Below are 12,973 nucleotides of genomic sequence, written 5' to 3' on the forward strand. Positions count from 1 at the left end.
GGAATGTAGAAAGGGGATCAGAAATCGCGCTTGTAGAAGATATCCAGCGAACTGGCGACGCCGCTCGCGGCTTCGAGGTAGACCTTTTTGCTCAGCTTGTAGCGCAACGCGATGGTATTGGCCGGTTCGAACACACCCACGCCGTAGCGCAGGCTGAGTTTTTCCGACAGGTTGCCGCTGGCGACCACGCTGGTGTCGTTGCCACTGCCTTGGGTGTCGAGCTGGAAATCTTCGATCCCCAGATTGTTGGCCAGGCTGGTGGTCACTCCGGAGCTGCCCATCAAGCCCAGGCCCAGCGCTGCCTGGGCGAGCATGTTGTTGTCCTCCCCCGTGGTGCTCAACGGCCGGCCCAGCACCAGGTAGGACAACGCCTGCTCCTGGCTCATGGCCGGCTCCGAGAAAATCTGCGTGGCTGGCTGTTCGGCGCTGCCGCTCAGGCGGATGCCGGCGATCACATCGTCGGTCTGGCGGATCGCCTCGATGTCCAGGTAGGGCTGGTCAATCGGCCCGGCGAACAACAATCGCGCCCGACGCACCGTCAGCCGTTGCCCATAGGCTCGGTATTTGCCGTCGTTGAGCCACAGCTCGCCGCGTGTGTCCATGTTGTCGCCGATGTGGACCTGCCCTTGCACATTGGCCGTCAGGCCGAAACCTGAGAAGGCGAGTTTTTCCTGGCCGACGATCACGTCGATGTCCATCGCCATGGCCATCGGCACCTCGCCCTCTTCAGTCTGGTGGCCGACGATCACCGTGTCATCCGAGACCTTGACCGTAGACGGCGGCAGCTCGCGTATGGTGATCTCGCCCTTGGGCACCAGGACCTTGCCCGCAATCGAAAGCCGTTCCCCTTGCATCGTGATGTTCAGGTCTGGCGCGACATCCAGCACCGCGTAAGGCTCGACGGTGACCGGCAGTTGCGAGCCCTTGAGCGCCAGGTCCAGGGTCAGGGCCTCGCCCCAGCCGATGTTCCCCGTCAGTCGGCCTTGCCCGCTCTTGCCACTTTTCCAATCACCATCGAGCCGTACGGTTTCGCCAGCGATCATCGCTCGCATTTGCAGGGCTTCGAGGCTGACCGGCAGCTCCGGGCCGGAGACTTCGCCGTCACTGAGCACGAGGTTGCCGTTGACCTGGGGCGCGAGCAAGCCACCGGACAGCGTGCCGCTGCCGTTCAAACGGCCGGTCAGGGTTTCCACCATCGGCACGAACGGCCGGGCTACCGACAGGTCCAGACCGCTCAGCCGGAAGGTGCCGCTCAACGGTTTGCTGGCCGGCAACGGATTGATTCGCGCCTGAAGCGTCAGTTCACCCAGCCTCTCGCCGACGAAATTGACGTCCGTATCGATGCGCGTGGGCGTCAGGCGGCTGTTGAGCGTCAGGGTCTGATAGGGGAAATCCAACCATTGCCCCTTGCCCTGCTCTTTGTCTCGAATCCGTAACGTACCGCCGCTGGCATCCACCAACACTCGACCGCTTGGGCCGCTGGCCGGCAAGTCCAGTTGCAGGTCGGCATTGAGCCGGCCCTGCCAGCCGAAGTCCTTGGGCATCCACTGGGCCAGGCTTTCGATGGGGAATTGCTTGAGGTGATAGCGCAGCTTCGGCTCCGGCATCAGGCGCTGATCCTCGCCGCAGAGGCTGGCCGGGCCGGATCGCCAACAGTGAGCACCGAAGTTCAGCGTGCCGTTGGCCAGGCGCTCCAATTTGGCCGGCGCCTGCAAGCGCCAGGTTTGCCCGCCGACTTGTACATCTCCCTTGGCAAGGCGTCCGCGCCAGTTGCCTTGGTCGAGCGAACCATCAAGAGCCAAGTTGGTTTCCAACTGGGGCCCTTGCAGGTCGAGATTGAGCTTCTGTTGCTTGATGTCGCCCTGTCCGCTGACCGTCAACACGCCCAGCGATGTTTCGCCGGCCCGGATGCCGCTTGCCTTCAGGTCGACCTTGCCCCGCTGCGCACTGTCGAGCGTCGCGTCCAGGTTCAGGCTTTGCAGGCGGTTGTCCTGAAAAGCCAACTGCGTGCCTTGCACACCGAGCTTGCCTTGGGGCGCCTTGAGCGTTCCGGCCAGGTCGACGCGTCCGAAGACTTGGCCACGCAATTGCGGCCAGAGTTGGGCCAGCCGTGACAGCTTGATGTCGATCTGACCGCTGAGCTTCTGTTGCAGGCTTGCGGTGCCGTTGATGCGATTGTCGCCCAGACGAATGTCCAGGGCGCCGAGGTTCCATTGCTCGCCTGCACCGTTGGCCTTGGCCTGGAACAGCGCCGGTTGGCCGCGCAGCTTGCCCTTGAGGTCCAGGTCCGCGTCGAGTTCGAGGCGGTCGTTTTTCATCGCGCCTTTACTGCGCAACGGCCCGGCCAGCGTGCCGGGAAGCTCGCCAAGCCAATACGCCGGATTGATGGCCGACAATTGCAGCGCCGTATCCCAAGCGATGCCGTCGGCAAATTGCAGGCTCAAGTGCCCCTCGGCCTTGCCCTCCCCGGCGGCGACCTTGAGCTGCGGCAGGTGGATTTGCGTCAGGTCGCCACTGAACGGGCTGTCGAGGCTGAACGCCCCGGCCGGACCGTCCAACGCCGCCTGGAAGTTGCCGAGGTATTGGCCATCGGTGTACGAGACCTCGCCATTGAAACTGCGCAGCGTGACTTGCGGTTCTTCGATCAGCGGATAGAGGCGATGCCAGGGGAAATCCAGCCAAGCCACTTCCGCTTCGGCGTTCAGGCCCTCGCGCCAATCCAACCGTCCGGTGAGCTTGAGGCTTTGCTGGTCGCCGGCCTCAAGATCAAGGCCGGCGATCTGCGCACCATTGGCGTCCACCTTGCCCTGCAACAGCAACGCCACCGGTTTTTTTTCGGCGCGAAGGCTCGCCTTGCCATGCAACTGGTAACCCTTTTTCAGGTCGCCTTCGCCGGTCAATTCCACCTGGTCGAGCAGCAGCGTGTCCGGTAAATCGGCGCTGGCCTTGAAGCCATCGGCAGTGATGCGCACCTTGGCCGGCAGGTTATCCGCCAGGGGTTGCAGCTCGCCGGTCAGGCGGCCTTGCAGATAGCCGCTGCTGTCGGCGGCCAGATTGAGGGTCTTGAGCAACTCGCCATCGACTTTCAGATCCAGCGCCCAAGGCGTCGCACCCGGTGCCGGCAACGTCAGCTGGCCCGCGGCACTCAGCGGCCAATCACCATGCGGCTGCAACAGGCCGGAGAGTTTCAGGCTCAGTTCGTCGCGTTGCAGTTGCACCGAGTCGATCTGCAAACCCTCGGCGGTCCAGTGCGCCGCCAGTTGCAGGCCCTTGAGTTGCTCGCTGCCGTTGAACGACAGGCTGCCCACCTGGACGTCGCCCAGCTCGATCGCCAGGGGCAAGTCCAGGTCCGGCAGGCTGATCGGACCGCTGTTCGGCTCGTCGGTAGAGGCCGGCAGTTGCACCGCAACGTTGTCGGCCTTGAGCTGATCGATGCACAGGGTCATGCGCAGCAGGCACGACGGCGACCAGGCGAAGATCGGCTGATGAAGCTCCACCCGGCTGGCGTCCTGCTGCCACAGCACCCGGTCGGCACTCCATTGCCCGCCCAACCGCCCCTGGAAATTCTCCACGGTCAGGCCCGGCACCAGGCCGAGTGCCCAGCGGCTTCCGAACGCCGTGCCCAACACGATGCTCGACACGAGCACGAGCGTCGCCAGCAACCCGCCGAGGGCCAGCAACGTTATCTTCAAACCGCGATTCACAACTCTGGCCCCATGGAAAAGTGCAATCGAATGCCGCCGTCGTCGTCCAGCGCGTGGGCCAGGTCGAGGCGGATCGGGCCGACCGGCGACACCCAGCGCACGCCGACGCCGACGCCGGTCTTCAGGCTCGGCAGCTCGAGACTGTTGAAAGAGTTGCCCTGATCAACAAAGGTTGCGACCCGCCATTTTTCCGCGACTGAATACTGATACTCGAGGCTGCCGGCCACCATGTAGCGGCCGCCGATACGGTCGCCCTCGGAGTTCTCCGGCGACAGGCTCTGGTAGTCGTAGCCGCGCACGCTCTGGTCGCCGCCGGCAAAGAACCGTAGGGACGGCGGAATCGATTTGTAGCCATTGGTGGCGCTGCCGCCAATCTGGGCGCGCGCCAGCAGGCGATGCTTGTCGAACACGGTGGTCAGGCCCTTGACCATGGCGGTGCCGTACAAAAGGTTATTGTCCGACCCCAATCCCTCCTTGGCGACCTTGGTGTCAAATTGCAGCCGATAGCCATTGTGCGGGTCGATACGGTTATCGCTGCGCAGGTACGAATAGCTCACACCCGGCATCAGCAACGTGCTCAGGCCCGAATCGTCACCGAGACGATACTCCTCGCGCTGCCATTTGAGCGACACCACCCGCTGCCAGCCGCTGGGCAACTTGCTGTGCCATTCCGGCCCGACGGTCAGCAGTTTGCTGAGGGTGTCGGTGCCGGCCAGTTCTTCATATTGATAGCCACCGGCGTAGCGCAGCTTGTCGGTCAGCGGCGGGTCCAGCGGCACGTCATACCAGAGGCCGACGTTCTGCCGGGGCGCCGAGACTTCCGCTTCCCAGCCGTAGCTGTGCCCCTGCGGGTTGACCCAGTGACGCGTCCAGTTGGCCTTGGCCCGTGGCCCGACGTCAGTGGAGAAACCCAGGCCCAGGCCCATGGTGCGCGGCTTGCGAGTATCGAGTTTGACCGCTACCGGGATCACGTTGTCGGTGGCCGCGGTGGGTGCTGCATCGACGCGAACACCTTCGAAATAGCCGCTCGATTGCAAAGCCTGGTTGAGTTCGGCAATGAGCTCGGAGTCGTAGGGCGCGCCCGCCTTGAACGGCACCATGCGTTGCAGCAGGTCTTCGTCGAAGGGCGTGTCGCCTTCGAAACTGACCGGCCCCAGGGCGTAGCGCTGGCCGCTGTCGTAGATCAACTCGATATCGGCAATACCGGCCTGCGGATCCACGCGCAACGTCTGGCTGACGAAGCGTCCGCTGAAAAAACCATAGCGCGAGGCCTGGTTCTGGATCGTCCGCTTGGCGTCTTCATATCGACCGTGATTGAGCACAGCGCCTGGCTTGAGGCCCGCGCCGCCGGGCACGCGAAACCCCTCAAGCGATGACGCTGGGCCGTCGATGCGGATCGTGACATGACGCAAGTGCACCGGCTCGCCGGGGTCGATGGTCAGGATCAGGCGCGGCGCCTTGCCCGCCTTGACCTCGCTGTCGATCTGCGGCTGGTAGTAGCCCAGCGCCTGGGCCGCTTTGCGCGCCTGCTCTTCGGCGCCGCGACTGAAGCGCAGCAACGCTTCTTCATCACGGTCGCCCACACCACCGATGTAGCCTTCTATGTTGGCCTTGAGTTCATCATTGGACGGTTTGACCCGCACATCCAATTCACTTTGTGCCAGCGCCACGCAGCTGAGAGACAGCAAGAGCGCGCCACCGGTCATTCGTCCTGGGAAGTTCATGGCGCGGATGCTATCACGAGGTTGGGAGCCTGATAGAGCCAGACGACTCCCAAAAGTTCGTCTGATTAAGCCGTCGCGCTCCGCAGAACCTGCGGGTTCGCATGAAAGAACACATGCTCGCGGATCGGTCCTACGGCGACTTCGCCAATTTCCTCGTAACCCTGGCGTTTATAAAATTCGAGGTAACGGGAATTACCCGTGTCCAGCACCACGCCTTGGGAATGCTCGTCCACGGCGCACCAGTTATGCACTGCTTCGAGTAACTGCTCACCGTAGTGTTTGCCCTGGAATTGCGGATGAACCCCCAACAACGGCAATACGTGCACCGCCTCCGACGGCAGGCAGGCCAGCACCGCAGCGTGGTACTCCAAGTACCGCCGGGTACAGCGAAATCCGGTGCTCAAGACCATGCGCAGGCGCCAGGCCCAGCTTTCGGTAATGCCCAGGCGGCGCTGCGGTGGGGCAATCAGCGCGATGCCGATCAAGCGATCGTCCACCAACAGACCGATCGCCGGCAGATCCTGGAAGAAATGCTGTTTGACCAGCTCTCGCACGGTCGCCCGCACCCGCTGCTCGTAACCGGGACGCTCGGACTCGAACAGGTAGCTGAAGGTCGGCTCGTGGCGATAAGCCTGATACAGCAATGAACGCGCTTCGCGGGAATAACCGCTGTCGAGCATGTGGATATCAGCAGTGGCGGTTTCGGGCATGGCGTTGCGTCTCCTGGGCGGGCTCGGTGAGGCCCTGCTCTTATTGACTACGAACCCGGCAGGGTTGCGATCGTTCCTACATGCCAAGGACATTAGCAGTGCATTTGTCCTACTGCCACGCTGGCTCCGCTCCCACATGTCAGCTAGCATCGCAGTTTTGCCAGGACAGTCGACCATGAAGATCGTCTCCTTCAACATCAACGGCCTGCGAGCCCGTCCCCATCAGTTGGCGGCACTGATCGACAAGCACCAGCCGGACGTGATCGGGTTGCAGGAAACCAAGGTCCACGATGAACAGTTCCCACTGGCCGAGGTGCAAGCCCTCGGTTATCACGTGCACTACCACGGGCAAAAAGGCCATTACGGTGTCGCCCTGCTCTCTCGCCAGCCTCCGCTGAGCTTGCACAAAGGCTTCGAGACCGACGACGAAGACGCCCAGCGGCGCTTCATCTGGGGCACGTTTGCCGATGCCAACGGTGTGCCGGTGACCATCATGAACGGCTATTTCCCACAAGGTGAAAGCCGCGATCACCCCACCAAATTCCCGGCCAAGGAGCGCTTCTACAGCGACTTGCAACAACTGCTGGAAGCCCGCTTCAGCAACGACCAACCGGTCGTGGTGATGGGCGACGTGAACATTTCCCCCGAGGATTGCGACATCGGCATCGGCCCGGACAACATGAAGCGCTGGTTGAAGACCGGCAAATGCAGCTTCCTGCCGGAAGAGCGCGAATGGATGGCTCGCCTGAAGAACTGGGGCCTGGTGGACAGCTTCCGCCACTTGAACCCGGACGTCACCGACCGCTTCAGTTGGTTTGACTATCGCAGCCGTGGTTTCGAAGACGAACCCAAGCGCGGCCTGCGCATCGACCTGATCCTGGCGTCCCAGGGCTTGCTGCCACGGGTCAAGGACGCCGGCGTGGACTATGAACTGCGGGGCATGGAAAAGCCGTCGGACCATGCGCCGATCTGGTTGGAATTGAACTGAATCCCAGCCTTCGGATTCCCTCCAAAGGCTGCCCTGTGGAAGCGAGCTTGCTCGCGATAGCGGTTTATCTGCCACATCAACACTGACTGTGCTGCCGTCATCGCGAGCAGGCTCGCTGCCACAGTTGCTGCGCCGGTTATTGGCCGGCGTCGCACCGCTGTCATCTTTCAGTAACCCGACTGACTTAATCTTCCGGCATTTCCCAAGGTCAGAAGGTGGCCGGCATGCGGCTGTGCGTTGTGTTTTTCCTGGGCCTCTGGCTGCCGTGCGTGGCATGGGCCGGCCGTTTGCCCATTCCTGAACACGGCCCCGCCCTGCGCCTGCAGGGCTCCAACACCATTGGCGCGGCGTTGGGGCCGGCCCTGGTCCGAGGCCTGATGGAAGACCAGGGATTGCTCAAGGTCAGCACTGAAATTACCGGCCGCGACAACGAGCAACGCATCGTCGGACAAACCGCCGAAGGCCAGCGAGTCTCAGTCGAGATCGCCGCCCACGGCTCCAGCACCGGATTCACCGCCCTCAAGCAAGCCAACGCCGACCTGGCCGCCTCTTCCCGGCCGGTCAAGGACAGCGAACTGCACGACCTGGCGGCCCTTGGAGACCTGAAAAGTCCTACCGCCGAGCAAGTCATCGCCATCGACGGCCTGGCGATCATTCTTCATCCACAAAACCCGTTGCGACAGCTCGACACCCGGCAACTGGCGCGCATTTTCAGTGGCGAGGCGAAAACCTGGGAAGCCGTGGGCAGTGTCGGCGGGGCAATCCACCTGTATGCGCGGGACGAGCAGTCCGGGACCTACGATACCTTCAAGGAACTGGTACTCAACCGACAAGGGAAAAAGCTGGATCCTACAGCTCGGCGCTTCGAATCCAGTGAGCAGTTGTCGGACGCTGTCAGCCAGGACCCGCAGGGTATCGGTTTTATCGGTTTGCCCTACGTAAGGCAGGCCAAGCCCCTGGCAATTGTCGACGGCGATTCCCAGCCGATGTTGCCGCTGAACAACCTGATTGCCACCGAGGACTATCCCCTGTCCCGACGATTGTTCTTTTACCTACCCCCTCTGCAGAGCAATCCCTGGGCCGAGGCTCTGGTCGATTTCACCCAAAGCGAACAGGGCCAGGCCATCGTTGCAGCGAACGGGTTCATTGCCCAGACCGTACAAGCGATGTCCGTCACCCCCAACGCGCTGATGCCAGAGGGTTATCAGGCCCTGAGCCGCCATGCCCAGCGCTTGACGGTGAATTTTCGTTTCGAAGAAGGCAGTGCCAGCCTGGACAACAAGGCCCAACAAGACCTGGGCCGCGTACTCGATTACATCAAGCAGCACGGCAAGGCCGACCGGCGCGTGACCCTGGTAGGTTTCGGCGATCTCAAGGACGACCCGGCGCGAGCCGACCTGCTGTCCAGGCTTCGGGCCATGGCGGTGCGGCGCGAACTGGTCAAATACGGCGTGACCTTGCGCGAGGTACGCGGGTTCGGCGCGTTGATGCCGGTGGCGGCCAACAGCGAAGACGAAGGAAGGGTCCGGAATCGGCGGGTGGAGGTTTGGGTATATTAAACGCCACAATCAAAAAGCGAACTCGGTTTTGTGGCGAGGGAGCTTGCTCCCGTTCGGCTGCGCAGCAGTCGTTGAACAGCCGACGTGGTATTCCTGATCACCACGCCAGCCCCTTTTGGGGCCGCTGCGCAGCCCAGCGGGAGCAAGCTCCCTTGCCACAGAAGCCAGTGCGCTACCGCCCGGCCGACTCGAACACTGACGCTTTCAACGTTCCCCATGAATCTTGGCTATATATGAAAAAGGAGATTCGCTGGCCGACATCGCGTGTTTCACAGCAAACCCGCCCGTCGTCGCGGTATCCCCAGGTTTGAGCTTCACTTACGTAATGACGCCGCCGACTCAGGAGGCGGGTCGAATCCACCATGACCCATGGAGGTAAAGACATGCTGGTGTTGTGGGTGGTCCTCGCCGTGTTCATCGTCTGGAGCTGGCTGACGTATCCAGGCATCGGACATGTGTTGTACGACCTGGGTATGGCCTTGGAAGCGCGCCTTTATCGGCTGCACAAAATCACCGTGCCCATCAGCGAAATGACCGTGTCGACCTGGCAAGGCGGGCCTTACGAAGCCTCCGGCAGCATCCTGATGTTGCATGGCTATAGCGCTGACAAGAACCTGTGGCTGCGCTTCGCCCGGCACTTCGTCAACCAGTACCGGGTGGTCATACCCGACTTGGCCGGCCATGGCGAAACCGGCTTCAAGGCCGGCGGCGGCTACGACATCCCGACCCAGGCCCGGCGAGTCATCGAACTGCTCGATGCCTGCGGCCTGGACAAGGTCCACGTCATCGGCAACTCCATGGGCGGCCACCTTGCGGCGTGGCTGGCGGCGACTTCGCCTGAACGAGTGCTGACCCTCGCGCTGATCGACCCGGCCGGCGTCACTGCTCCCGAGCCCAGCGACATGGAGCGTCACCTGGCCGCCGGCCACAACCCGTTTCTGGTCCATTCCCGGGATGATTTTGCGCCCTTCTACGCCATGACCATGGCATCCCCGCCGTGGCTGCCCAGCGTTGTACTCGCGGCGTTGGCCCAGCGTTACGAGCAGCGCCGGGAGGAATTGGCGGAGATTTTCGTCGACTTGCGCGCCAGCCCGGCGATGGAGCCTCGCCTGGACGATATCCGCGCACCGTCATTACTGCTTTGGGGACGCAAGGACCGGCTGATCGACGTCAGCAGTGTGCCGGTGTGGAGCAAGGGCATCGCCGACCTGCGAGTGGAAATCTGGGAAGGCGTGGGGCACATGCCCATGGTTGAAAAACCCGGCAAGACCGCGGCGCTGTATCGGGACTTTCTTGAGGGATTAGGGCAGTGAGGAAGATGCAGGGCTGAAATGAGCCACCAATCAGTCCTTGGCAGAATGAAGTCCTGAAGATTCTTCGTTTGCCGGCACTGGCGAAGGCTGCGATCTTTCGTCCAACTTTCCCACAGTCCTCGCCTGGAATCCTTACGATGAGCTTCGTCAGCCCCGACTTGATCCGCCAACGCTTCTCCAAGGCGATGTCCGACATGTACCGCGACGAGGTCCCGTTGTATGGGGCATTGATGAACCTCGTGGAGCAAACCAACGCCCAGGCACTGGCCAACGACCCATCACTGGCCGAGCACCTGAGCAGCACCGGCGAACTTCAACGCCTGGACATGGAACGCCATGGCGCGATCCGCGTCGGCACCGCCTCGGAACTGGCGATGCTGGGCCGGCTGTTCGCGGTCATGGGCATGCAGCCAGTGGGTTACTACGACCTGACGCCGGCTGGGGTGCCAGTGCACTCAACGGCCTTCCGCGCCGTTCATGAGAAGTCGCTGCAAATAAGCCCGTTCCGAGTATTTACGTCGCTGTTGCGCCTGGAATTGATCGAAAACAGCGAGCTGCGGACCTTTGCCGAGTCGGTGCTGGCCAGACGGAAAATCTTCACCCCGGGCGCCCTTGAACTGATCGATCTGGCCGAACGCCAGGGCGGCCTGACGCAACCCGAGGCTGACGATTTTGTCCTGCAAGCGCTGGAGACTTTTCGCTGGCACCACAGCGCCACCGTTACCGCCGATCAATACCGACAACTCAGCGCCCAGCATCGCCTGATCGCCGATGTCGTGGCGTTCAAGGGGCCGCACATCAACCACCTCACGCCGCGGACGCTGGACATCGACGTCGTCCAGGCCCAAATGCCGCTGCATGGCATCACGCCCAAAGCGGTGGTCGAGGGGCCACCGCGTCGCCGGTGCCCGATCCTGCTGCGCCAGACCAGCTTCAAGGCGCTCGATGAGCCCGTCGCGTTCACTGATCAACCCCAATCCCAGGGCAGCCACAGCGCCCGTTTCGGGGAAATCGAACAACGTGGCGCCGCTCTTACGCCAAACGGACGGGCGCTCTACGACCAACTGTTGAATGCAGCGCGGGATGCCTTGGGCGGATTTCCCAATGAAGCCAATGCCGAACGCTACAACGCGCTGATGGCCGAACACTTTGCTCAGTTTCCCGATGATCACCAATCATTGCGCCGACAGGCGCTGGCTTACTTCCGCTATTTCGTGACACCGGCGGGGCTTGCCGCCAAAGGCGCGTTGGAACCGAATGTCTCGCTGGAACGCCTGTTGGAACAGGGCTATCTGCGCGCCGAACCGCTGGTCTACGAAGATTTCCTGCCGGTCAGCGCCGCCGGGATATTCCAGTCGAACCTTGGCGACGCCGCCCAGAGTCACTACGCAGGGCAATCCAATCGACAAGCGTTCGAAACTGCACTGGGACGGCCGGCCATCGATGAGTTGGGGTTGTACGCCGAGACACAAAAGCGCTCCCTCGAGGAATGCCTGTTGGCGTTGGGCGCTCAGCAAGCGAGCCACGAATAAAGAGCAGGAAATGGCACAACAGCTCATCGGCCATGCCCTGTCGTTGCTGTTCGTTGCCCGAGGCAGGCGCCCTGCGCTGCGTGGGCAATGGAACGTGGAGCGCGGTGCAACCTTCTGCGTGAATTTCGCGACTTTGTCGCTATACCCAATCGCAGAAAACCTACAACTGATTGATTTTTAAACATTTTCTAAAGATGGCATAGCTCTTGATAACGGTCAGCCGCCTCGGGACGATTCCCGCCCCGGCATCCCGTTATCCAGGAAGGAGAGCATCCATTGGCTACCCCCGCTTACATGTCCATCGAAGGCACCAAACAAGGTCTGATCACCGCCGGAGCGTTCACCGCCGACTCGGTGGGCAATACCTATCAGGAAGGTCATGAAGACCAGATCATGGTGCAGGGTTTCCAGCACCAGGTGACTATCCCCCGCGACCCTCAGTCCGGGCAGCCAACCGGCCAGCGCATACACAAACCCTTGGTCATCACCAAGGTGTTCGACAAGGCCTCGCCGCTGCTCCAGGCAGCCCTGACCAGCGGCGAACGCCTGACGAAAGTCGAAATCCAGTGGTATCGCACCTCGGCCGCGGGCACCCAGGAACACTACTACACCACCACTCTGGAAGACGCGATCATCGTTGATATGAACGACTACATGCTTAATTGCCAGGACCCTGGCAACAGCCACTTCACCCATCTGGAGGACGTCCATTTCACCTACCGCAAGATCACTTGGACCCACGAGGTGAGCGGCACTTCGGGCTCCGATGACTGGCGCACCCCCGTCACAAGCTAAGCCTCACGGGTGTTCGCCCAGTGCGACGGCCTCGGCATTCCATGCACTGGTAAAGAGCCTGGCACTGGGCGAACGCAAACAATGATAGTGGAGCTTGCGAGGGATGTGCGTGAGCCAGGCTTAAATTATTCTTCATGAGGATGGCAAGGCAGCCTGCTCCCGGCAGCGTTATTTGCGCCTTGCTGTTTTCTGCGCGTCGGTTTCCTGCGCATCGGGGTTGCCCTGCTGCTGTTCGCGCTTGGCCGGGTCGTTGGGCCGCAAAGCGTCGTTGTCACGCTCCACTTCACCGGGCAAGGCCGGGGCGTCGGGGTTCTGCTGGGTTTGATCATGGCTGGACTTCATCACGAACTCCTTGGGTTGGCTTGAAAGGTATCAAGCGTCGGGGTCTGCCATTTCCTCGGCAACGTTGGCATCTGGCGAGCGTTGGTGGAGCTCCTCAGCCTTGGTTTTCAAATCTTGCCACCGGTCCAGGTCAATCTCTCCCAGGCCGAACAGGTCGTCGGCGAGCCGCATCAGCTCGGTGAAATGAGCATCAGGCGACTCTTGCCAATAGGCCTTGTCGTCGAATAGCCGCTGCCAGTTGGCCAGCGACGGTTGTTTGATGTCATCGCTCATGACGGACTCCCGCGAGGCATTCATAGGTATGAG

General features: G+C 61.9%; 11 protein-coding genes. 6 read left to right on the forward strand and 5 right to left on the reverse strand.

What is annotated here, in order from left to right; translation table 11 throughout:
• Positions 1 to 17: 17 nt before the first annotated feature.
• From J3P81_RS15810 to J3P81_RS15820, 3 genes are all read right to left on the reverse strand, one after another.
• Entirely contained in the window at positions 18 to 3,704 is a 3,687-nt protein-coding gene (locus J3P81_RS15810; RefSeq protein WP_434559687.1) for a translocation/assembly module TamB domain-containing protein, read from the reverse strand.
• Positions 3,701 to 5,428, reverse strand: coding sequence for an autotransporter assembly complex protein TamA (locus J3P81_RS15815; protein ID WP_420765812.1), 1,728 nt, complete (start codon positions 5,426 to 5,428; stop codon positions 3,701 to 3,703). The genes J3P81_RS15810 and J3P81_RS15815 overlap by 4 nt, the downstream gene beginning before the upstream one ends.
• 65 nt (positions 5,429 to 5,493) lie before the next feature.
• A complete protein-coding gene (locus J3P81_RS15820; RefSeq protein ID WP_420765811.1) occupies positions 5,494 to 6,138 on the reverse strand; it encodes a GNAT family N-acetyltransferase in 645 nt (214 codons plus the stop codon).
• 175 nt (positions 6,139 to 6,313) lie between these two features.
• On the opposite strand from J3P81_RS15820, the gene xthA reads away from it, so the two are divergent.
• The 6 genes from xthA (at position 6,314) to J3P81_RS15850 (ending at position 12,325) form a co-directional block, all read left to right on the forward strand.
• Positions 6,314 to 7,126, forward strand: coding sequence for an exodeoxyribonuclease III (xthA, locus tag J3P81_RS15825; protein ID WP_434559689.1), 813 nt, complete (start codon positions 6,314 to 6,316; stop codon positions 7,124 to 7,126).
• Between the two features lie 224 nt (positions 7,127 to 7,350).
• On the forward strand, positions 7,351 to 8,685 hold the full coding sequence (locus J3P81_RS15830; RefSeq protein WP_420765809.1) for a substrate-binding domain-containing protein: 1,335 nt from the start codon (positions 7,351 to 7,353) through the stop codon (positions 8,683 to 8,685).
• A gap of 383 nt (positions 8,686 to 9,068) precedes the next feature.
• Entirely contained in the window at positions 9,069 to 9,998 is a 930-nt protein-coding gene (locus J3P81_RS15835) for an alpha/beta fold hydrolase (protein WP_420765808.1), read from the forward strand.
• A 137-nt stretch (positions 9,999 to 10,135) separates the two neighbouring features.
• Entirely contained in the window at positions 10,136 to 11,530 is a 1,395-nt protein-coding gene (gene hglS / locus J3P81_RS15840) for a 2-oxoadipate dioxygenase/decarboxylase HglS (RefSeq protein WP_434559691.1), read from the forward strand.
• Between the two features lie 10 nt (positions 11,531 to 11,540).
• Complete coding sequence (locus tag J3P81_RS15845; protein WP_420765806.1) at positions 11,541 to 11,711, forward strand: hypothetical protein; 171 nt, start codon at positions 11,541 to 11,543, stop codon at positions 11,709 to 11,711.
• Between the two features lie 95 nt (positions 11,712 to 11,806).
• On the forward strand, positions 11,807 to 12,325 hold the full coding sequence (locus J3P81_RS15850; RefSeq protein WP_420765805.1) for an Hcp family type VI secretion system effector: 519 nt from the start codon (positions 11,807 to 11,809) through the stop codon (positions 12,323 to 12,325).
• A gap of 168 nt (positions 12,326 to 12,493) precedes the next feature.
• Here J3P81_RS15850 and J3P81_RS15855 read toward each other — a convergent pair whose 3' ends face one another.
• Both J3P81_RS15855 and J3P81_RS15860 read right to left on the reverse strand, forming a co-directional pair.
• Positions 12,494 to 12,667 carry a hypothetical protein gene (locus J3P81_RS15855; protein ID WP_420765804.1) on the reverse strand — a complete coding sequence of 58 codons (174 nt, stop codon included), beginning with the start codon at positions 12,665 to 12,667 and terminating at the stop codon, positions 12,494 to 12,496.
• 30 nt (positions 12,668 to 12,697) lie between these two features.
• Positions 12,698 to 12,940, reverse strand: coding sequence for a hypothetical protein (locus tag J3P81_RS15860; RefSeq protein WP_420765803.1), 243 nt, complete (start codon positions 12,938 to 12,940; stop codon positions 12,698 to 12,700).
• Positions 12,941 to 12,973 lie beyond the last annotated feature (33 nt).

Origin of the sequence: Pseudomonas sp. R1-6 (assembly GCF_051132115.1) — a bacterium.
Classification (GTDB): domain Bacteria; phylum Pseudomonadota; class Gammaproteobacteria; order Pseudomonadales; family Pseudomonadaceae; genus Aquipseudomonas.

What these genes read in the sequence shown, in the direction of transcription:
- J3P81_RS15815 (WP_420765812.1), bottom strand. Translation starts at nt 5,428, where the DNA reads ATGAACTTCCCAGGACGAATGACCGGTGGCGCGCTCTTGCTGTCTCTC.
- J3P81_RS15820 (WP_420765811.1), bottom strand. Translation starts at nt 6,138, where the DNA reads ATGCCCGAAACCGCCACTGCTGATATCCACATGCTCGACAGCGGTTAT.
- xthA (WP_434559689.1), top strand. Translation starts at nt 6,314, where the DNA reads ATGAAGATCGTCTCCTTCAACATCAACGGCCTGCGAGCCCGTCCCCAT.
- J3P81_RS15830 (WP_420765809.1), top strand. Translation starts at nt 7,351, where the DNA reads ATGCGGCTGTGCGTTGTGTTTTTCCTGGGCCTCTGGCTGCCGTGCGTG.
- J3P81_RS15835 (WP_420765808.1), top strand. Translation starts at nt 9,069, where the DNA reads ATGCTGGTGTTGTGGGTGGTCCTCGCCGTGTTCATCGTCTGGAGCTGG.
- hglS (WP_434559691.1), top strand. Translation starts at nt 10,136, where the DNA reads ATGAGCTTCGTCAGCCCCGACTTGATCCGCCAACGCTTCTCCAAGGCG.
- J3P81_RS15845 (WP_420765806.1), top strand. Translation starts at nt 11,541, where the DNA reads ATGGCACAACAGCTCATCGGCCATGCCCTGTCGTTGCTGTTCGTTGCC.
- J3P81_RS15855 (WP_420765804.1), bottom strand. Translation starts at nt 12,667, where the DNA reads ATGAAGTCCAGCCATGATCAAACCCAGCAGAACCCCGACGCCCCGGCC.
- J3P81_RS15860 (WP_420765803.1), bottom strand. Translation starts at nt 12,940, where the DNA reads ATGAGCGATGACATCAAACAACCGTCGCTGGCCAACTGGCAGCGGCTA.